Annotated in this window: 26 protein-coding genes; 15 read left to right on the forward strand and 11 right to left on the reverse strand. The window is 40.3% G+C overall.

The features are described 5' to 3' along the window. The first annotated feature begins 163 nt into the window (after nt 1–163). The 6 genes from DCC39_RS11190 (at nt 164) to DCC39_RS11215 (ending at nt 5,758) form a co-directional block, all read left to right on the forward strand. Entirely contained in the window at nt 164–1,003 is an 840-nt protein-coding gene (locus DCC39_RS11190) for an ABC transporter ATP-binding protein (RefSeq protein WP_116554990.1), read from the forward strand. Next, nucleotides 936–1,694: an ABC transporter permease gene (locus DCC39_RS11195; protein ID WP_116554991.1), complete on the forward strand. Its 759-nt coding sequence runs from the start codon at nt 936–938 to the stop codon at nt 1,692–1,694. The genes DCC39_RS11190 and DCC39_RS11195 overlap by 68 nt, the downstream gene beginning before the upstream one ends. Nucleotides 1,695–1,744: 50 nt before the next feature. Further along, complete coding sequence (locus tag DCC39_RS11200) at nt 1,745–2,755, forward strand: ABC transporter substrate-binding protein (RefSeq protein ID WP_240613614.1); 1,011 nt, start codon at nt 1,745–1,747, stop codon at nt 2,753–2,755. 121 nt (nt 2,756–2,876) lie between these two features. Continuing rightward, nucleotides 2,877–3,062, forward strand: coding sequence for a YkvS family protein (locus tag DCC39_RS11205; protein WP_116554992.1), 186 nt, complete (start codon nt 2,877–2,879; stop codon nt 3,060–3,062). Between the two features lie 121 nt (nt 3,063–3,183). Beyond that, nucleotides 3,184–4,236 (forward strand): zinc-dependent alcohol dehydrogenase family protein, encoded by a 1,053-nt coding sequence (locus tag DCC39_RS11210; RefSeq protein ID WP_116554993.1) that lies wholly within the window; start codon nt 3,184–3,186, stop codon nt 4,234–4,236. 40 nt (nt 4,237–4,276) lie between these two features. Further along, on the forward strand, nt 4,277–5,758 hold the full coding sequence (locus DCC39_RS11215) for an aldehyde dehydrogenase family protein (RefSeq protein ID WP_116554994.1): 1,482 nt from the start codon (nt 4,277–4,279) through the stop codon (nt 5,756–5,758). A 145-nt stretch (nt 5,759–5,903) separates the two neighbouring features. Here DCC39_RS11215 and DCC39_RS11220 read toward each other — a convergent pair whose 3' ends face one another. Genes DCC39_RS11220 through DCC39_RS11230 form a run of 3 tightly spaced genes read right to left on the reverse strand, consistent with a single transcriptional unit; the run spans nt 5,904 to nt 6,417 of the window. Further along, on the reverse strand, nt 5,904–6,008 hold the full coding sequence (locus DCC39_RS11220) for a YjcZ family sporulation protein (protein ID WP_116554995.1): 105 nt from the start codon (nt 6,006–6,008) through the stop codon (nt 5,904–5,906). A gap of 56 nt (nt 6,009–6,064) precedes the next feature. After that, complete coding sequence (locus DCC39_RS11225) at nt 6,065–6,268, reverse strand: YjcZ family sporulation protein (RefSeq protein ID WP_116554996.1); 204 nt, start codon at nt 6,266–6,268, stop codon at nt 6,065–6,067. A 47-nt stretch (nt 6,269–6,315) separates the two neighbouring features. Further along, nucleotides 6,316–6,417 carry a YjcZ family sporulation protein gene (locus DCC39_RS11230; protein WP_116554997.1) on the reverse strand — a complete coding sequence of 34 codons (102 nt, stop codon included), beginning with the start codon at nt 6,415–6,417 and terminating at the stop codon, nt 6,316–6,318. A gap of 205 nt (nt 6,418–6,622) precedes the next feature. Between DCC39_RS11230 and DCC39_RS11235 the strand changes: the two genes are divergently transcribed. Continuing rightward, nucleotides 6,623–7,342, forward strand: coding sequence for a class I SAM-dependent methyltransferase (locus tag DCC39_RS11235; protein ID WP_116554998.1), 720 nt, complete (start codon nt 6,623–6,625; stop codon nt 7,340–7,342). A gap of 72 nt (nt 7,343–7,414) precedes the next feature. Here DCC39_RS11235 and DCC39_RS11240 read toward each other — a convergent pair whose 3' ends face one another. Then, a complete protein-coding gene (locus DCC39_RS11240) occupies nt 7,415–7,840 on the reverse strand; it encodes a YlbF family regulator (protein ID WP_165820846.1) in 426 nt (141 codons plus the stop codon). Between the two features lie 360 nt (nt 7,841–8,200). Between DCC39_RS11240 and DCC39_RS19620 the strand changes: the two genes are divergently transcribed. Beyond that, nucleotides 8,201–8,332: a hypothetical protein gene (locus DCC39_RS19620; RefSeq protein ID WP_276309915.1), complete on the forward strand. Its 132-nt coding sequence runs from the start codon at nt 8,201–8,203 to the stop codon at nt 8,330–8,332. Between the two features lie 45 nt (nt 8,333–8,377). On the opposite strand, the gene DCC39_RS19725 is transcribed toward DCC39_RS19620, so the two are convergent. After that, on the reverse strand, nt 8,378–9,343 hold the full coding sequence (locus DCC39_RS19725) for a BCCT family transporter (protein ID WP_338066554.1): 966 nt from the start codon (nt 9,341–9,343) through the stop codon (nt 8,378–8,380). Then, entirely contained in the window at nt 9,339–9,911 is a 573-nt protein-coding gene (locus tag DCC39_RS19730; protein ID WP_338066553.1) for a BCCT family transporter, read from the reverse strand. Before DCC39_RS19730 ends, DCC39_RS19725 begins: the two co-directional genes overlap by 5 nt. Nucleotides 9,912–10,062: 151 nt before the next feature. Here DCC39_RS19730 and DCC39_RS11250 point away from each other — a divergent pair, with 151 nt between their 5' ends. Then, entirely contained in the window at nt 10,063–10,539 is a 477-nt protein-coding gene (locus DCC39_RS11250; protein ID WP_116555000.1) for a low molecular weight protein-tyrosine-phosphatase, read from the forward strand. A 169-nt stretch (nt 10,540–10,708) separates the two neighbouring features. Here DCC39_RS11250 and DCC39_RS11255 read toward each other — a convergent pair whose 3' ends face one another. Further along, nucleotides 10,709–11,077 carry a hypothetical protein gene (locus DCC39_RS11255; protein WP_116555001.1) on the reverse strand — a complete coding sequence of 123 codons (369 nt, stop codon included), beginning with the start codon at nt 11,075–11,077 and terminating at the stop codon, nt 10,709–10,711. A gap of 210 nt (nt 11,078–11,287) precedes the next feature. On the opposite strand from DCC39_RS11255, the gene DCC39_RS11260 reads away from it, so the two are divergent. Both DCC39_RS11260 and DCC39_RS11265 read left to right on the forward strand, forming a co-directional pair. Then, nucleotides 11,288–11,722, forward strand: coding sequence for a YtxH domain-containing protein (locus DCC39_RS11260; protein WP_116555002.1), 435 nt, complete (start codon nt 11,288–11,290; stop codon nt 11,720–11,722). Between the two features lie 12 nt (nt 11,723–11,734). After that, nucleotides 11,735–12,565: a YihY/virulence factor BrkB family protein gene (locus DCC39_RS11265; RefSeq protein ID WP_116555003.1), complete on the forward strand. Its 831-nt coding sequence runs from the start codon at nt 11,735–11,737 to the stop codon at nt 12,563–12,565. A 125-nt stretch (nt 12,566–12,690) separates the two neighbouring features. Here DCC39_RS11265 and DCC39_RS11270 read toward each other — a convergent pair whose 3' ends face one another. After that, complete coding sequence (locus tag DCC39_RS11270) at nt 12,691–13,590, reverse strand: R2-like ligand-binding oxidase (RefSeq protein WP_116555004.1); 900 nt, start codon at nt 13,588–13,590, stop codon at nt 12,691–12,693. A 189-nt stretch (nt 13,591–13,779) separates the two neighbouring features. Here DCC39_RS11270 and DCC39_RS11275 point away from each other — a divergent pair, with 189 nt between their 5' ends. Continuing rightward, a complete protein-coding gene (locus DCC39_RS11275) occupies nt 13,780–14,478 on the forward strand; it encodes a response regulator transcription factor (protein WP_116555005.1) in 699 nt (232 codons plus the stop codon). A 32-nt stretch (nt 14,479–14,510) separates the two neighbouring features. Here the strand turns inward: DCC39_RS11275 and DCC39_RS11280 are convergent, their stop codons facing one another. The 3 genes from DCC39_RS11280 to DCC39_RS11295 all read right to left on the reverse strand — a co-directional run bounded on the left by DCC39_RS11280 (nt 14,511) and on the right by DCC39_RS11295 (nt 17,794). Beyond that, on the reverse strand, nt 14,511–16,415 hold the full coding sequence (locus tag DCC39_RS11280) for a heavy metal translocating P-type ATPase (protein WP_116555006.1): 1,905 nt from the start codon (nt 16,413–16,415) through the stop codon (nt 14,511–14,513). A gap of 527 nt (nt 16,416–16,942) precedes the next feature. Continuing rightward, nucleotides 16,943–17,212: a hypothetical protein gene (locus DCC39_RS11290; protein ID WP_116555007.1), complete on the reverse strand. Its 270-nt coding sequence runs from the start codon at nt 17,210–17,212 to the stop codon at nt 16,943–16,945. Between the two features lie 129 nt (nt 17,213–17,341). Further along, nucleotides 17,342–17,794, reverse strand: a complete 453-nt coding sequence (locus DCC39_RS11295; RefSeq protein ID WP_116555008.1) for a TlpA disulfide reductase family protein — start codon at nt 17,792–17,794, stop codon at nt 17,342–17,344. A gap of 211 nt (nt 17,795–18,005) precedes the next feature. Here DCC39_RS11295 and DCC39_RS11300 point away from each other — a divergent pair, with 211 nt between their 5' ends. From DCC39_RS11300 to DCC39_RS11310, 3 genes are all read left to right on the forward strand, one after another. Continuing rightward, nucleotides 18,006–19,358 carry an MATE family efflux transporter gene (locus tag DCC39_RS11300; protein WP_116555009.1) on the forward strand — a complete coding sequence of 451 codons (1,353 nt, stop codon included), beginning with the start codon at nt 18,006–18,008 and terminating at the stop codon, nt 19,356–19,358. Between the two features lie 91 nt (nt 19,359–19,449). Further along, the gene (csaA, locus tag DCC39_RS11305; protein WP_116555010.1) at nt 19,450–19,779 is read left to right on the forward strand and encodes a chaperone CsaA; all 330 of its coding nucleotides are present in this window, start codon (nt 19,450–19,452) and stop codon (nt 19,777–19,779) included. 18 nt (nt 19,780–19,797) lie between these two features. Beyond that, nucleotides 19,798–20,109, forward strand: a complete 312-nt coding sequence (locus DCC39_RS11310) for a cupin domain-containing protein (protein WP_165820847.1) — start codon at nt 19,798–19,800, stop codon at nt 20,107–20,109. The last annotated feature ends 8 nt before the right edge of the window (nt 20,110–20,117 follow it).

Raw genomic sequence — 20,117 nt, forward strand, 5'->3', positions numbered from 1 at the left:
ACGGGCTTGCAATGCAACTAGATAAAAAAGCAATTTCGGTTTCATTTCAATCGAAATTGCTTTTTTCTATTAATTTATTATTGACAATTCTTATCGGCTTTATCATAATATGGAGTAGCCTAAACCTATTTGTTTACTGAGGATTGGAAATCGGGGTGAAAAGATGTACCTTACTATAGATGATATCGAAAAAAGTTTTGCGCATGACGGAAACGAATTAAAGGTATTGGAAAAGATTAATTTATCTGTGGAGAAAGGGAGCTTTGTATCAATTGTAGGCCCTTCCGGCTGTGGAAAATCAACGCTTCTTTATTTAATTGCCGGTCTGGAAAAAGCAGATTCCGGGGAAATAAAGGTCGCAGGCAACAAAGTCGAAAAACCCGGCCCTGACCGCGTTGTCGTGTTTCAAGAGGCGGGTTTGTTCCCTTGGCTTACCGTTTTGGAAAATGTGACTTACGGCCTTCGTCTTAAAAAAATACCAAAACAGGAAGCGAAGGAAAAAGCGCTAAATATTTTAAAAATGGTTCATCTAAGCCGTTATGTGGATGCGTATCCACATCAGCTTTCCGGAGGGATGAAGCAAAGGGTGGCGATTGCAAGATCACTTGTTATGGAGCCGGATGTACTGCTAATGGATGAACCTTTCTCGGCACTTGATGAGCAAACGAGAATGGTTTTGCATCATGAATTACTTGAAATTTGGAAAAAAACGAAAGTTACCATTTTTTTCGTGACGCACAACATTCGTGAAGCGGTTCTTCTGTCTGAAAAAATTGTTGTATTTGCGACACGCCCAGGAAAAATTAAAGCAACGATTTCTGTTCCATCAACGAAAGATGGGGTTATGCCTGACAGTGTAACGCTTAATGTCGAACAGCGGGTGTTATCCATTTTGCAGGAAGAAATCGAAAAAGTATTGAAGGAGGAAATCGGGGATGACTACAGCTTTAAGGCGAATCATCTTCATCGCGATAATAGCGGTGATATGGGAAGTCACATCTAGGTTTTCAGGCCTCCCCGATTTCATGTTTCCAAGCCTTACGCAAGTGCTCGGGACTTTATTCAACGGGTTGGTTAGCGGACAAATTACGGCTGCTGTTTTTAAAAGCCTTAGCAGGCTTTTTCTCGGTTTTGCCATTGCCATTACGATTGGGCTCTTATTGGGCTATCTTATTTGGCGCTTTAAATTAATCGAAGATACATTGGGCTTTGTTGTTACGGCCCTTCAGTCCATTCCGAGCATCGTCTGGTTTCCAATCGCCATTATTTGGTTCGGTTTAAACGACTTATCCATTTTGTTTATTGTCACAATCGGAGCAACATGGACGATGACGATTAGTGCGGCGAGCGGCTTTAAAAACGTACCGCGGCTTTATCAGCGGGTGGCCAAAACATTTGGTTCAAAAGGCTTTCATTTTATACGTACTGTGATTTTGCCAGCTTCGGTTCCGCAGCTTATTTCAGGATTGCGAATTGCTTGGGCGTTCTCATGGCGCGCATTGATGGCTGGGGAACTCCTCGGTGCCGGGGGTGGGCTTGGCCAGTTGCTTGAAACGGGAAGATCGCTCGGCCAAATGGATCTCGTGATTTCAATTATGATTATTATCGCTGTCATTGGAACGATTATGGATAATGTCGTCTTCTTGAGGCTGGATCGCAGTGTGCAGAAGAAATGGGGAGTCAGCCAGCAATAATTTAGTAGAATGTAAGAATTTGGTTTTACAAAGTGAAAGGGGAAGAAAAAGTGCTGAGAAAATCGTTTATCTATTTATTTGTTTTGATTATGGTTGCCAGTCTGCTTGCTGCTTGTGGAAAAGATGATAAAGAAGCATCAGGAGATTCTACTAAACAAGCAACAGTGAAAATTGGATATTTTCCCAACCTGACGCATATCGCAACGATTGTAGGCCTTGAAAAAGGCTACTTTAAAGAAGAGCTTGGGGATGATGTTGAAATTACGACGAAGACAGTCAGCAATGGTGGATTATTTATGGAAGCCATGGCGACAAAAGCAATCGATGTCGGAACGGTTGGCCCGGGGCCTCTCTTAAACTTTTACGTTAAAAATCCTAAATTTCATATTATCTCAGGTGCCGTGAATGGCGGTGCTGTTCTCGTTGCAAGTGAAGCGAGTGGAGTGAAAGATTTAGCAGATTTGGATGGGAAAAGGGTTGCCATTCCGGTTATTGGAAGCACGCAAGATGTGATGCTTAGAAAAGCGCTTCAAGAGGTTGATCTGAAACCGACGACAAACGGAGGAACAGTCGAACTTTTTGCTTCCGCTCCAGCAGACACCGTCTCTCTTTTTATCCAAGATCAAGTAGAAGCCGCGGCTACGCAGGAGCCTTGGGGTTATGTACTTGAAACACAGGCAAAAGGCAAGCTGCTTCTTGATTGGGATGAATTTGCATGGGGGAAAGAATCGACAAATACTGTTGTTGCAGCAAGCGAAGACTTTTTAAAGAAAAAAGAACTTGTCAAAGCATATTTGGCTGCGCATAAAAAATCTGTAGAATTTATACAGGAAAATCCGGCTGAGGCTCAAGATGTGGTGATGAAGCACATCAAGGATCTGACAGGGAAAGAGCTTAATAAAGAAGAAGTTGAAGCCGCCTTTTCCAAGCTTGAAGTAACCACCGATGTGAATGAAAAAGTGATTCAAGAGATGGCTGATATTAGCCTGGAAGCGGAATATGTACCAAATAACAACATTGATGGCATGATTGACCTTTCATTTTTAGAAGAAATTAAATAATTTTTAGGAATGATCTGCAGAGTTGTAGCAACCCTGCAGATTTATTTTTCCGAAAATACTTTCTAAAAGTCCAAGAAAAGAGTACAATTTATAATGAAGTCTATACATTGGGGGATGACAAATGAAAACTGCAAAAGTAGGCAATATCATTTCGTTCAATGAAGGAATGCTCGGAAAAGTTGTAGCTGTTTTGCAGAATACGGTCATTGCAGATTTAACGTACATGTCTAATTTTGATTCGTTGGGTGTTGAACATGAACGCCAAGTGATTCGGCATAGCGAGTATAAAATTGTAAAAATGGAATAGGGAAACTAATCTGAATTTTCGCATATCATTAACTTTTCTTGCATTAACTCAAATTAGGCTGTAGAATATTAATTAGCAAAATTTTCTAAATTTCATAACAATAAGGGGGAATGAAAAAACGATGAAGGCAGCCGTAATGGAGCAATTGAAAGAACCGCTTGTTGTAAGGAATGTGGAAGACCCGACAATTGACGACAATGGGGCAATCGTTCGTGTCAAGGCAAATGGGATTTGCCGATCGGATTGGCATGCGTGGATGGGTGATCTTAGCTGGATAGGACTAACGTTGGAAATGCCGTGGGTAATGGGACACGAATTTACAGGCGTAGTTGAAGAAGTTGGAAAGAATATCAAAAATTTTAAAAAAGGCGATAGGGTAATCATTCCCTTTAGCCAGGGGGATGGCACATGTGAACAATGTCTCTCAGGGCACCACAACATATGCGACAATTTAGTGATGCCTGGGTTTGCCTATTGGGGAGGGTACGGAGAGTATTCAGCCATTCCGAATGCTGATTTGAATATGGTAAAGCTGCCCGATGAAGTAGGGTTTGAAGAAGGTGCGAGTGTCGGCTGCCGATTTATGACCTCCTTTCACGCGGTTACGGAACAGGCGAATGTAAAGCCTGGTGAGTGGGTTGCTGTTTATGGGCAAGGCGGTATTGGCTTGGCTGCAACTCATATTGCAAACGCTGCGGGAGCGAATGTTATTGCGATTGATATTGGACAGGATAAGCTTGATTTTGCGAAAAAAGTAGGAGCCGCTGTAACAATCAACAGCAAAGATACAAATGCTTCGGAAGCCGTCCAAGAAATCACGAAGGGTGGGGCCCACGTATCCATCGATGCGCTTGGCATACAAGAGACAATTTTGAACTCGGTATTGTCGCTTCGAAAACGCGGCCGGCATATTCAAATCGGCTTGACATCGAGCGATCAACAAGGAATGACAGCATTGCCAACGGATGTGATCACAGCAAAAGAACTTCAGTTTATCGGATCGTTTGGTATGCAAGCCCCGAATTACCCCTCAATGCTTCAAATGATTGGCGCTGGTAAGCTTGATCCAGGACAGCTTGTAACGAATCGCGTTTCAATTGAGGAAGCAAGCGGTATTATCGAGGGAATGGGAGATTACAACACATTGGGTGTAACAGTCGTTAATAAATGGTAGCGCTTTCGCATATACGATAATCTTTCGGGAGGTATGAAAAATGGAACAAACATTGGATACGGCTCCTAAGGTGGCGGAATTTTTACAAGGCACGAAAAAAATGTTTATTAACGGTGAATGGGTGGCATCTATCAGCGAACAAACATTTGAAACGAAAAACCCTGCTACAGGTGAAGTTCTTGCAACAGTTTACGAAGCTGGCGAGGAAGATGTCAATCGGGCGGTGGAAGCGGCGAGAGAGGCTTTTGATCACGGGCCTTGGTCCAAAATGAGCGCTTCGGAAAGAAGCAGGCTTATTTACAAACTCGCTGATTTAATGGAAGAAAACGCTGAGGAATTGGCGCAGCTTGATACTCTTGACAATGGGAAGCCAATTAACGAAACAAGAAATATTGATGTTCCAGCGGCTATTGAGCATTTTCGTTATTTTGCCGGTTGGTCAACGAAAATTGTCGGGCAAACCATTCCGGTAAATGGCCCTTATTTCAACTATACAAGACATGAACCAGTCGGTGTTGTGGGCCAAATTATTCCGTGGAACTTTCCGCTGTTGATGGCGGCCTGGAAACTTGGCGCAGCTCTTGCGACAGGTTGTACCGTTGTCCTCAAGCCTGCAGAACAGACGCCACTTTCGGCTCTTTATCTTGCGAAATTAATTCAAGAAGCAGGTTTCCCTGATGGCGTTGTCAACATAGTTCAAGGTTTTGGCCCGACAACCGGCGAGGCTATTATCTCCCATGAGAAAGTAAATAAAATTGCATTTACCGGCTCAACTGAAGTGGGAAAACATATTATGCGCCGTGCCGCTGATACAGTAAAACGAGTGACGCTTGAATTAGGCGGTAAATCACCAAACATCATTTTGCCTGACGCCGACTTGACAAGAGCGATTCCGGGAGCGCTTATGGGAATCATGTTCAATCAAGGGCAAGTATGCTGTGCGGGATCACGTCTTTTTGTTCAGAAAAAAGCGTATGATAATGTTGTGGCTGATCTCGTGTCACATTCAAAAAGTATTAAGCAGGGACCGGGGCTGAACACGAGTACGCAAATGGGACCGCTTGTTTCCGATAAACAACAAAACCGTGTCATGAACTATATCCAAAAAGGGCAAGAAGAAGGCGCAGAAATGCTGACAGGGGGAAGCAATCCTTTTGACAAAGGTTATTTTGTCGAGCCAACGATTTTTGCCGCTGTAGAAGATGACATGACGATTGCGAAGGAAGAGATTTTCGGTCCTGTTGTTGCAGCTATGCCTTTTGAAGATTTAGATGAAGTCATTGAGCGCGCGAATAATACAACGTATGGCCTTGCGGCAGGCTTGTGGACAGAAAATGTAAGGAACGCCCATTATGTCGCAAATAAGCTTCAGGCAGGAACCGTTTGGGTCAACTGCTACAATGTTCTTGACGCGGCTTCGCCATTCGGGGGCTTTAAGCAGTCAGGAAGCGGGCGTGAGATGGGTTCGTATGCGCTTGATAACTATACAGAAGTGAAAAGTGTGTTTATTAACATGAAATAAGTCAAAAAATAAGAAAGTATAAATTGGCAATTCGCCAATTTGAAACGGAATAAACCCCGCCCCCTCGAGGGCGGGATTATTGCTTAAAGGAAGTATTCATTTTCCCAATTTGCTGCTAGTTTGTTTTTTGAATCCGGTTTCTTAACTAATACACGTATGCTGTACCTATAATAATTAATAAAATGAACAGTACAACAATTAGCGCGAAGCCGGCTCCTCCTCCGTATCCACCACAGTCAGGAGCGCTCATTCTATTAACCTCCTTTTTCGAAAAAAGCGATTATTTAAAAAGCTTCAGCTGCCTTGTTAACGTACGTAGGCTGCACCTACAATAATTAATAGGATGAATAATACGACAATTAGCACGAAAGCATTACCGCCGTACCCGCCGGGAGCGCCACAGCCACCGCCGTATCCACCAGCATAGCCGCCGCCATATCCAGCGGCCTCATAACCGGGATATCCGAAACCTGGGTTTCCCCAACCTGGATATCCATAACCAAATCCCATAAAAACATCTCCTTTCACTAAGGCATCAAATGTGTCTCAAAAAGGGATTACCAAACGTAAGCAGCTCCAACAATGATTAACAAAATGAACAATACGACGATTAGTGCAAATCCTGCACCAGCACCGTATCCACCAGCAACTCCGCTCATCATTACACCTCCCTTTTTGTTATTCAATTACACAATATGTAGGTAGGTAGCTTTGCGGAAAGGCATTTGTCCCGGTTTTTAAAATTCCTTTTCGTAAATTTAATCAAATCTCACCTCTCACTTCCAAAAAGAATACGTTAGCGTTTTTTATTAAGGTACATAAGATATAACGACACGTTTATGTTCTAGAGAGGGAGGGGAGCAGATGAGCGACTATCTTAAATTCCTCGCTAAATTTGGCATCGGGGGAGCGCATCCGGGGGGATTGCCTTTAACAAAAGAAATTCTGAAGAGTGAAAAAGTAGAAAATTCAATGGCGATTCTTGATGCGGGTTGTGGGACTGGACAAACCGCGGCTTACCTATCACGCAAATTCCGTTGCGATGTAACCGCATTGGATTATGAAAAAATGATGCTTGAAAAAGCGGCTAAGCGTTTCGAAAGAGAAAAATTGCCAGTCCACATCGTCCATGGCTCGACTGAAAATTTGCCTTTTGACGATCAATCATTCGATCTTGTGCTTTCCGAATCAGTCACGGCATTTACGAATATAACGAAATCACTAGAGCAGTATGCTCGCGTGTTGAAACCTGGGGGCCGGCTGCTTGCGATCGAAATGACGAAGGAAGGGGATTTCACTTTTGAGGAGGAACAAAAAGTAAAAGAATTTTATGGAGTAAAAGATATTTTATCGGAAAAAGAGTGGTGCAATGAAATGTTGCATGCAGGTTTTTATAAAGTGGAAACCATAGCGGAAGATACAACGGTTAAACATGCGCCTCTTGAAGAAATATCTGAATTTAAACTTTCGCAAGATTTTGAACTGCATTTGTTCCAAATATGGATGGAACACCAAGAAATCATGAATCGGCTTCGTGAACGATTAACATACAGAATTTATAAAGCGGAAAAATCGAATGCTTAGCATAATAGTAAAAGTCCCTTACGTATAAGGGACTTTTACTATTTGTTTGGCTTCTGATTTCCGATTTCTTGTTTAGTGTCCTCCGCAGCCGCATGCACCGCCGCCGCAGCCGCAAGAACCTGATTGGAAATCCTCTGGTTTCGGAAGACGGCCTAATTTGATTGTTGTGCTGACATACATATTCACTGTTTGCTCGATTTCCTCAATTTGCTGCTGTGCTTCAATAAACTCTTTTATCGTGTCATTTTCAAGTGCTTTTTCATATTCTTTTTGAAATGCTTGAGATTCTTCGTCAGTAACAGGGAACCCCTGTTGCTGCTTTTGGTGAAGTCTCATTTGATGATCATACAATGATTGGTAAAGCATTTTAGCCTGCTCATTATAAGCAAACGTATTAATTTTTCGGTTGATTTCTTTATATTCGGGCTGATCTAAAATGGTTTCGCACAATTTTTCCGTCATTTCTAGAATGGCGCTTTTTTCTGTATCAATTGACATATCGTAACACTCCTTAGTGTTGTGTAATTTTTTACCCCAAAAAAATAGAAAGGTTTCCTCTTTCACAAACAATTTGAACTCCGACTTCTGAAGAAAAAACATCTCAGCGTTTTTACCAAAAAATAAGAAAATGCAAATTGGCAATTCGCCAATCTAAACCAATCACACCTCTCACTCTAACCTCCAAGAAAAACGCTTTAGCATTTTTCTTACCTAACATCGTAACATAAAAGCCTAGTCCGTTGCGAACAGAAAAGTTGTGATTTTTTTAAAAAGCAGTTGCAAAATCCTGTTTCCTGTTATATTATAATTTAAAATAAATAAATCTGTATTATAACAATTGAACGGAGGAACCAAAGGATGTATGATTGTCCAAAATGTATGGGGAATGGCGAAGTTGAAATTGCGATGATTGAACAGGCGCATGAGTTTGAAACAAAAATTGTACCATGCCCGCTTTGCAATGGAGTAGGTTGTATTGAAGCGAACTAATATCATTAAGAAAAGATAATCTGTGGACCTTTAAAAGCTCACAAATCATCTTTTCTTTTTTTGATGAGGGATTTTTCCTATCCCTAACTCTCTTGCTTCTTTGTGAATGGCTTTCAAAAAGCTAATCGTCATGAATAGCATGATGATCGAAAAAGGTAAAGCAGCAATAATCATCGTATTTTGAAGTGCTTGAAGGCCGCCTGAATAAAGCAGGGCAATGGCAATCGCTGACAGCAAAATCCCCCATATTAACTTTATTCTGTTTGGCGGTGTCATGGAGCCGTTTGTTGACATCATCCCTAAGACAAAGGTTCCTGAATCAGCAGATGTAATAAAGAACACTCCAACAAGGATCATAGCGAGGATTGAAGCGACATTGCCTAAAGGATAGTTAGAGAGAACGCCAAATAACGTTTCCTCTGTGGCCAAAGTTGAAATGGTATCAATGCCATTGTGCTCCAAATAAATAGCGGTTCCTCCAAAAGCGGAAAACCATAGAAATCCAATAAAAGAAGGAATAAGCAAAACAGTAAAAATAAATTCTCTTATACTGCGTCCTCTCGAAACGCGAGCAATAAAAATTCCTACAAAAGGCGACCACGAAATCCACCATGCCCAATAGAAAATGGTCCAATCATTGATCCATTCCCTTATCTCTGCGTTTAATGGTGCGATTCGAAAACTCATCGCTGGAAGGTTTTCGATATACGTTCCAATTGTATTTGTAAATAAATTTAAAATGAATAAAGTAGGCCCCATGATGAAAATCGCCATAAACAATAGGGCGGCTAAAATCATATTTGCATTGCTTAGAATTTTAATTCCTTTACTCAAGCCTGACCAAGCGGACATCATAAATAAAACGGTAACTGCAATGATAATAATAAGCTGGATTAAAATCGATGAAGGCACATTCAGTAAATAAGATAAACCTCCATTAATTTGTACAGCGCCAAATCCAAGTGTTGTCGCGATACCAATAACCGTTGCGATGACCGCAAAAATGTCAATCGTATTTCCCCATAGGCCATCCGCTTTTTTTGCCTAGCAAGGGACTTAATGTTTGGCTAATTAATCCTCTTTTGTCATGCCTGAAATTAAAATAAGCCAAAATAAGGGCAACAATTCCATAAACTGCCCATGCATGGATGCCATAGTGGAGGAAAGTAAACTGCATCGCATCCCGTATCGCTTGATTCGTACCGGTCTCTCCTGTTGGGGATTGAATGGCATAGTGGCTAATCGGTTCAGCAGCGCCAAAAAATACGAGCCCAATTCCCATTCCTGCGCTAAACAGCATCGCAATCCAAGTTGGGCGAGAAAAATCGGGTTTATCATCTATTTTGCCAAGTTTGATTCTGCCAACAGGACTAAAAAGCAAAATGATATTAATAAGTACGAAAAAAGTAACAACGATCAAATAATACCAACCAAATGAAGTTGAAATGAACGACTGTACATTATTCGTTACATATTCTAGGGTGTCTGGTATTGCAACGCCTATGATGACAAGTATTAGGATAATGCTAGCTGAAATTTTAAATACAGGGGTAAAGGCTTGGAGTTTGTTTGAAGGCATTTAAATACTCCTTTCTCATCTGCCTTAGAACATCTAAGTAAAAGCTTTCCCTACTTCGAGAAAGTAAAACCTTCTCTGCGATGATTATTTTTAAATCAATAAAGCATATATGGTACTATAGAAATTGAATGTATTTTGATGGAGGGATAGAATGGCTCGCGTGTTATTCGTCTGTTTAGGAAATATTTGCCGTTCACCAATGGCTGAAGCTATCTTTCGGGATATGGTGAATAAGGAAGGGCTTGGGCATAAAATAAACATTGAGTCAGCCGGTACCGGTTCATGGCATGTAGGAAGCCCGCCGCATAAGGGAACGGCAACACTGTTGTCAGAGAAAGGAATCAGTACAGAAGGGATGAAGGCAAGACAAATTGTCCCTGAAGATGCCGATAAGTTTGATTATATTATCGCGATGGATAGCCAGAATTTAATCGATATTAAGAAAGCGATTCAAGCAAAAGAAGGCGTTGTTATGACAAGGCTGCTTGATTTAGTTGAAGATGCACCTTTCTTTGATGTGCCGGATCCATATTTTACTGGTGACTTCGACGAAGTATATGAATTGGTTGTAAAAGGCTGCCAAGCATTGCTTGAAAGAATTAAAAATGAAAGACTTGCTGACGCATAGAATGATAAAGCAAACGCATTCGCGTCTCGCTTAGAGGCCGGATTGGTTTAATTTTGCGAGTGAAGCAAATTTATACATTCCTTTAAAGACAAAGAAATCGGCTAAGTTAGCCGATTTCCTCTGATCATTATTAAAATGGGAAGTTCCTGACTTTTTGAGCAACCTCTTGTTAGTAGAAGTAAGGATAAGGCGGATAATATGGATAATAAGGATATGCAGCGAAAGGCAATAAACTTAATGCAGAAATCGCAGCCAATGGAAATATAAGCCTTCTAAATCCCCAAAAACCCGGTCGGAAACCATATCCGAAAAACCTTTCATCCTCTTCCCTTGTCATCGTTGAATCGTTTTCTTCCATCATATTTAGCGCAAGTACAGTTACATTGTGATCATCGACATCAATAATAATTGCCTGAATTTGGGTATTGTCTTTCATTGTAATGTGAACAGGTTGATCGAGATATTGCCGGCAGTAATCTTTCGTTATTCTAGGTATTCCAGAAGCACTGTAATAATCTCCCATATATGGTACGGACATAGTTATCACCCTTTTTAAAAAAATATTTGGATAGTTTAAATTAGCATCTAACCTCTTACCTCTAAGGAAGACGCCTTAGCGTTTTTCTTATACATAGGCCTTCAATTCAATATATTCATTCGCCCAGTTAAGGTGATCATTTCGTTTAGAAGTTAGCGGTGGGGGTAAAGTATAAAAAAGAAAATCTTGATACAAAATGGAGGTTCCGAAATGAAGAGGAAGAACGTTAAGAAAAAAATTCTTACAGGTGCAGTAGTGGGAACGCTTGCTGGAGTAGCAGTTGCCATGCTTGATAAAAGAACGAGGAAAAATATGATTGTTAAAACAAAAAGCTATAGCCAAAATACGATGCATTGGATTCGAGAAGTAAAAGAAGATCCACACACCTTCATGAGCAATGTAAAAGAAGGCGTTGACCAAGTTTCAAAAAGTTTCAAGGAAGTAGCCGACACATTGCAGAATATATTTGTTCATTTAGATGAAGTGAAAAAAATGTCCTCGAAGGTAATTGAAATGGCAAAAGATGCAGGCGAGGATATGAAGGAAGTTGGCAGCAGCCTCGTTAATCTTAATTCCCATTCTGAAAACAACCTTGAATATGGCGCTCCAATGGAGAAAGGAGAAACCTATCCTAAACTGCATTAATGGGGTGATACCGTGAAAGAGGATAAGTTCATTAACTTCGGCAAAGCAATATTTGAACGGATTCAACATGTAAGAGCGACAGAAATAGCTGCAGAATTAGCTTATTACTTTTTGCTGTCGCTCTTTCCTTTTTTAATTTTTGCATTGACACTTTTACCATACTTAGGGATTACAACGGATGACATTCTTTCGCTAGTTGCTCCTTACACACCTGATCAAGCAATGAATCTTATTCAGGATAATTTAAAAACGATTTTGGACAGCAGAAAGGGTGGCCTATTATCTTTTGGGATTATCGCGACAATTTGGTCTGCATCAAATGCCATTAACGGGATTATTAAAGCATTGAACCAAGCATATGAAGTTGAAGAAACTCGTCATTTTCTTGTCGCAAGAGGCCTTGCGATTTTATTGACTATTGGTATGGTTGTTGTCATTGTTGTCGCCCTATTACTGCCTGTATTCGGTAAAGCGATTGGTCATTTTATATTTTCATTTCTTGGGCTGACAGAGACATTCCTTGTTGTGTGGGAAGTGTTCAGATGGCTCATTAGTTTTTCTGTCATTGCATTTGTTTTGACTTTTATCTATTATATGGGACCGAATAAACGCTTAAAGTTTAAGCAAGTGATGACAGGAGGCATTTTTGCAACGGTTGGCTGGCTTTTATCTTCCTATGTCTTTTCCTTTTATGTATCAAATTTCGGAAATTATTCCTCCACTTATGGTAGTTTAGGAGGCGTTATCATTTTAATGATTTGGTTCTACGTGTCAGCCTTTATTATCATTTTAGGCGGTATTATTAACGTGCTCATTCATCATAAAAAAGAAAAAGCCGCGTAATTTTAATCTTACTACGCGGCTTTCAATGAAACTAAGAAAGTATAAATTTGTCTTTGTCGCAAATTTAGACCAATCTGGCTTCTGACCTCTGACCTCCGAACAAGGACGCGTCAACGTCTTTGTTCTTAATATACTCCGACATCTTTTTCTCTAATTTTGTAAATCTCGTCAACCTTTTTGTCTTTTGCCCTTGCGAGCACTTCCATTCTTACTTTCAATTGCGTCTCAGTGAATTTTCTTGACTCATCGGGATCAGTGTCAAATGCCGGCTCTTTCCCTTCCCCTGATTGAATGCTTTCTTCAATAATCTGCCTCGCCAATACTGCAACTTCCTGCATCTTCATCATGATGTGGTCGTATAACTCTGGGTTTTCGGTAATAATGCGTGTGAGCAAATACGTTCCATAACCAATATGGCGCGATTCATCTCTTTTAAGCAATGTAATGCCTTGCAAAAGCCCTGGCATCAAACCAAGTTTATCAAGTGTATTATAGAAGGAGTTGTACCCGGATTCGGCAAGTACGCCTTCAACGAACATATTGTAAATGATCGATGCTTCTGCGACTGCTTTTGGAGAATGATCATGCTCTAGGCGTCCCATCGCCGCCGGCAGAATCTCATAGAACACTTTTTTATACGTTCCCTGATGGTAGTGGGAGAGGTCGCCGGTCTCCCCGATGGCATTAAGCACCAGCCGGAAAAATTCGGTATGTTTTGCCTCTTCAAACAAAAAAGTCGTTAAAAACATCTCTTCTTCGATTCGTCCCTCTTTGGCGATCACATTAATCAGAGGAAGAAGATCAAGTGTTACAGCTTCTTCGCCGGCTTGGAACTGCGAAATAAGGCTTAAGATTTGGTTCCTTTGGGCATCGGTCATCTTTTGCCAATCTTCGCGATCCTGGCTTAAGTCAATATCAGTCGGATTCCAAACGCCAAATTTCTTTGCTTTTTGGTATAGCCGATAAGGAAGCGAGTCTTCATTTATTCCTCTCGATGATGTTGTAATGATTACACGTTCCGACATTCTAACATCCTCCTTAAAATCATTGAATTTCATTTTGGCAAGCGATATAATTTATTTACCCGAATAAATAATTTGAAATTTCCGCCATTTGGACACGGGTAAATGTAAGGGTTTTCATAAAAATTATAACCTGAACTTTTTGTTTTTTATATACCTGAAAATGTAGGGGCAGAGCAGGAGGAATAAAATATGCAAAAGCTGGAAAGCAGGGCTGAAAATTTCCTTCAAGAATTATCAAAAATCAACTGTAATGAAGAAAAAATTCGCTCCGGTTTAAAAGGATTTTTTCGTTTTTTTCCGTTTTCTCGTCTGTCTCTTTTTTCTTATTCGCCAATAAATTATGTCAGCGAAGGACTGCTTTATCTCGATTCGGAAGGGAATATGCACCCCCTTGAGAAAATCCGTGAAGATGTAAGAGAAATTCCAGTCGTTTATAAAGCGATACGAAATAAACGCGCGGAATATGTAACAGAAGAAAAGGGTATTCTTTTTCCGGTTAAGAATTTTGAACAAGAAGATAAATGTACTGTATTGATTGTGCCGCTTTGGAAAGGGCCAATCGTGCTCGGTTGCGTATTAATTGATCGATATAATGGGGAGGAGCCGCTTAATGAAGCATTGATTCATTCCGTGGAGACTTATTTTCGTGTAGGTGTGGATGTAATCGCTGCTTCAAGAATGGGAGATACACGGACACAGTTAAGCAAAAGGGAAATTGAAGTGCTTGAAATGTTGTCTCATGGATGGAGTACGAAAGAAATGGCAATGATTATGAATCTAAGTGAGTTTACTGCACGCGATTATATAAGCTCGGCAATGAGGAAGTTGGGCGTTAAGCACCGAGCGCAAGCGGTTGCTGAAGCATTGAGGATGGGATTAATATCATAAGGAAAGGAACTGGCATTTTTACCAGCTCCCTTTTAGTTCTTAAGCATCCTCAGTCCATTTAAAATGACAAGTAATGTGCTGCCTTCATGTCCAATGACACCAAAGGGCAAATCAATGATTTGCATGAAGTTTGAAGCGATTAGGACTAGGATGACGGCGATGGAAAAGACGATGTTTTGTTTTACGATGCGGTTCATTTTTTTAGAAAGTTTAATGGCTTCAGGAATTCGTTTCAAATCATTTTTCATCAAAACGATATCGGCAGTTTCCAAGGCAATATCGGTTCCACCGCCCATCGCAATCCCGATATCTGCAGTCGCAAGGGCTGGGGCGTCATTGATTCCATCGCCAATCATTGCGACTGGTCCATACGTTTCACGCAATTTTTTTATTTCAACTAGTTTTTCTTCGGGAAGCGTATCTGGTAGATAAAGGTCCATTCCGGCTTCTTTAGAAATTGCCTGAGCCGCTCCTTTTCCATCGCCAGTTATCATGATCGTGTGAAGGCCAGATTGTTTTAATTTTTCAATTGCTTCCTTTGCTTCGGTTCGTATAGTATCTTTCAACATAATGATTCCGGCAATGCCGTTATCATCCCCGGCATAAATGATAGATTTTCCTTCGGCTTCAAATTGTTTCGCTTTTTTCAGAAAGGCGTCATTGCCATCTTTTGAAACAAATGATGGTTTGCCAATTCTCCATTCTTTCCCATTGATTGTTGCACTGACTCCTTTGCCTGCGAAATCGGTTAAGTTCTCCGTTGAAAGGAAGGAGATATTCTTGTTTTCAGCATAACGGACAATTGCAATAGCCAAAGGGTGATTTGACTGCTTTTCAACGGAAGCGACAGCTTGCAAAAATAAGTCTTCATCCATTCCGTTACGAACGGCGACATCGGTCACCTCGTGTTTTCCTTTTGTCATGGTTCCTGTTTTATCAAAAGCAATCGCCTTTAGTGAAGCTAATGATTCCAAATGGTTGCCGCCTTTAAAGAGGATTCCTTTTTTTGCTGATGAAGCAATCGCAGACAAGGTTGCTGGCATAATCGAAGCGACTAGTGCACAAGGAGATGCCACTACTAAAAGCACCATGGCCCTGTACCACGTTTCTTGCCAACTCCATCCCAACGCATAATGAGGAAGGAAAAGCATAAAGAAAACAACGATCAAAACAATTTTGACGTACGTTCCTTCAAACCGCTCAATAAATTGTTGGGCAGGGGATTTTTCATTTTTGGCAGCTTTAACCAAATCGATGATTCGTTGGAAAAGCGTATCTTTCTGTTCTTTTGAGACGTCAATTTTTAATGCACCGTTCACATTGACAGTACCTGCAAATACTTCGTCGCCTTTTTGTTTAAAGACGGGGACGGCTTCACCTGAAATCGCAGCTTCGTCTACTGATGAATGGCCATCTTTCACAAATCCGTCAACGGGAATTCGTTCACCTGGCTTTACTAAAATGACATTCTTAATGTTCAATGTTGAAACAGGGACAACTTTTTCTCCCTGATCAGTTAATAATGTCGCTTTGTCTGGCTGCATTTTTACTAAAGATGATAATTCTTTTTCACTTTTATTTAACGTGTACGTTTCAAGTGCTCCACTAAGCGCAAATATAAAAATTAAAATCGCGCCTTCGGCCCAAAAACCGATAATCGCTGAACCGATGGCTGCCAAAATCATTAAGATTTCAACGTTTAGTTTTTTATTTACAAAAAGATCGGTTAGCCCCTCTTTCGCCTTTGCATAACCGCCAATGACGAAAGCAGTCACAAAAAATAAAGGGGCATGAGCAGGGAACAAAAAGCCTAGTCCGATAAGTAAACCGCTTATGATGGCGGCGATTAATTCACCATGCTTTTTTAACAGAGGGATAATAGGCAAGGGTAGTATTTGTTTCACTCTAGGGCTTGCTTTGACTTTTAGTGCTTCCATTTTCAATCTCCTTCCTCTAATTGAGAATAATATTCATCTTCAATTCCCTTAAAACAACGAACGCTGTCATCGTTTGTTGATGACAGCTAGGCAATTCCCCTTAAGTTGTTATTTATAATAATTATTATATTTTATTTATTATCATTATAGCATGATTATCACCAAATGCAAGCCCGTTTTTCAAAATTAAAAAAGAGGGCACGTGGCCCTCTTGGTATAAAACATATTATGCTCTATAGCATTGACTTTGCGTCTAATTTTCTCCAGGAAATAATAGAGCCACAATAATAATATGGTGATCAACTAATTTGAAGTATATCCTGAATTTTTTAACTATTCGCGATATTCCTTTATATTTGCCAAACTCTTCTGTATAGGCTTTGCTCAAAGTATGATTGAGCAGTAAATCTTCGACTTCGATGATTAATTGAATAATATAGTCATACGTTTCTTCAGGTGAAAAATGTGTACTAGTAAAAGAACGTAATTAATCCAGTATGGGCCAGGCCATACCACTTTTTTAGCAATCATTTGATAAAATCCTTGGGCGACAATGACTTTATGACTCCTGATGTTGACATCGTTTTTCCTTCTTCATATGCTGTTATACTCTCTTGAATCATTTCTTTTAATTTTGTGCTAGCCTCTATGTCTTTCTCTATTGAGCTCTGATCCTCTTCCTGCAGAACAATTGTAAACTTTCCTTTTCCGGGAATAAACACTTGACAAACAGAGTTATTACTGTCCATGTTGGAGAATTTCTGCATCAAATCATCTGATGAAAGTATTTTTTCCATTCTAATCAACTCCATTTATCATTATCATTTATTGTAACATAAAAATTGTCGCTATATCCCCCGTCAATAGATATAACGAAATATTCCGTATAAAAAAATCAGGCTATCAAACTCGATAGCCTGGAAAAATTATTCTTTTTCGCCTTCGTCAAGAACACGGTTTACCCGTTTTGTCAGCATTTTCATTCCGCCGCCCCCAGCTTGGAAATGGCGCAGTTTGCCCTCACGGTCAAACACATAGTAGGCAGGAACGTATTGATTTTCAAATGCATCCGTCAATTTCATTTCATTATCAATAAAAATAGGCTGTGTAATGTCATGTTCTTCCGCAACTTTTGTAATCGTATCAATATCTGTATCTTTTTCAGAACGTGGCATATGTACGGCGACCACGTTTAATTTATCTTTATATTCATCGCGGAATTCATTGACATTGGGCATCGCTTCTTTACATAGGCCGCAGCTTACAGACCAAAAGTGAATTAATGTTGGTTTGTCGCCAATCAAATCTGCTTTTTTTACTTCACCATTTAACCATTTTGTAGCGCCATTTAATTCAGGCATTTCAGAACGTAATTTCATTTAAAATCACTCCTTCTCATTTTATAACAATTATAAACAAAGCAAGACGAAATTCACAAATGGTTTGACTTTAAAAACAGCTAACTCGCGATATTTTATCTTTTCCATTAAAATAATCATAGAATGGTACAGGGGTAGGTGTATATAATGGAATTTTTAATGAAAGAAAATTACGGAATCATTCGAATTCATAAAGGAATAGGAAAGAGTTATGGCGAAAAACTTGGATTTTACTGAGGGCAGCATTTTAAAAAAGATGCTGTTATTTTCTTTCCCGCTTTTGCTTACAAATATTTTGCAATTGTCGTATCAATTTATCGATAGCTTATGGGTTGGAAACTTGCTTGGATCGACAGGTCTTGGCGCTGTTTCATTATCTGGGCCGATTCTTTTTACGATCCTTTCATTTGTTATCGGTTTAAACACTTCGACCCTTACCGTTTTGTCACAAGCAAGAGGCGCAAACGATGAAAAACGTTTAAAAGAATCTTTGAATGCGTTTGTCATTGTGAATCTTATTCTTTCTCTTCTATTTGGAATCGTTGGCTTTTTCGCGGCAGACGTTATTCTACGATTGTTATCTACGCCTGAATCAATGTTTTCGATGGCTAAATCGTACCTGCAAATTCATTTCTTAGGCATCATTTTTCTTTTTGGCTACAATTTTATCGGTACAGTCATGCGGGGGTTGGGTGACAGCAGGACGCCTGTACGATTCGTATTATTAGCAGTCATTTTAAATACGGTTCTTGATCCTATCTTTATTTATACATTTGATCTAGGAATTGATGGCGCGGCTTATGCCACTCTTGTTGCCCAAGGTTCAGCTTTTTTGTATGGGTTAATCTATTCCATTTGGAAAAGCAGCATCCCATTTACAATCCCTCATATGCCTGATTTCCTCTATTTTAAAACAATTATGAAGTTGGGACTTCCAGGCGGCCTTCAAATGATGGTCATTTCAGGCGGAGTCACGGCCATTATGGGAATCGTTGCGAGTTTTGGAGAAGATGTCGTTGCTGGATTTGGTGCTTCACAGCGGATCGACAGCCTTATCATGCTTCCGGCAACAACAATTGGAACAGCTGTGACGAGTATGGCTGGCCAAAATATCGGCGCTGAAAAATGGGAACGTGTAAAAGAAATTGCAAAAAGAGCGCTTATCCTTATATTGGGAGTGTCCTTTTTCATCAGTTTTCTCGTGTTTATTTCAGCGGATCTTCTCATTCGTTTGTTTGTAAGTGATGAGGAGACCATTGCTTTTGGTGCTGCGTACTTGCGAGTTGTCGCATTTTTCTATCCGTTTCTAGGAATTAATTTTATTTTAAACGGAATTGTCCGGGCGGCAGGTGCAATGTTTCAAGTTCTTGTCCTAAACATCATTTCCTTTTGGGTATTGCGAGTGCCTTTAACTTTTATCTTATCGGAATGGTTTGGAACGAATGGAATCGCGCTTGGCATCGGGTTCAGTTTTGTCATAAGCAGTATCGTTGCATCTCTTTATTATGTATTTGGAAAATGGCGCAGTATTTCTCTTTTTAAACAGGTAAAGAAGACAAACTAATTATGTAGGCGAATGTATGTTAAACTAAGGAAAAAACTGGAGGATAAAATAACGAAAATGCTAACCTAGCGGTAGACTGGAGGATGTGATTATGGCAACGATTGACGATTTTCTAAAACTCGATATTCGGATAGGCACAGTGAAAGATGCAAAGCCTTTTCCAGAAGCAAGGGTGCCGGCGATTAAATTAGACATTGATTTCGGCCCTCTTGGGATAAAGCAGTCAAGCGCCCAAATTACGAAGCGCTACAAACCGGAAGATTTAATCGGACGGCAAGTAACAGCAGTTATAAACTTCCCACCACGGCGAATTGCAGGCTTTAAGTCAGAGGTTCTTGTTCTTGGTGGAGTGCCTGAAAAGGGAGATGTCGTCTTGCTTTCGCCAGATGAAAGAGTACCGAATGGGACACCCATTGCTTAACATGAGAGGAGAATGGAAATGCAAAGAAAAAAGATGAATGATTTGCCATTTAATGAAGAAAAATTTCTAATGCACAATCTTTTCCGTGAAAAGAATGAAACTGTCTTCGTGCTGAATTTCAAACCCGGCCAGGAAATGCCCGTCCATAAGCATCCCGGCAACCTTTACCTTCTCGGCTGCGAGGGTGAAGGTGTATTCATCATCAACGGTGTTCACCATCCATGTAAAAAAGGCTACGTATTCCAAATTGAACCTGACGAGGAATTTGGTGCCGTGAATAATAGCGAAGAGAATTTCAGTGTATACGCGGTCATGTCTAAACGGTCTTAAAGCTTTTA

It is taken from the genome of Pueribacillus theae (assembly GCF_003097615.1).
Classification (GTDB): Bacteria; Bacillota; Bacilli; order Bacillales; family UBA6769; genus Pueribacillus; species Pueribacillus theae.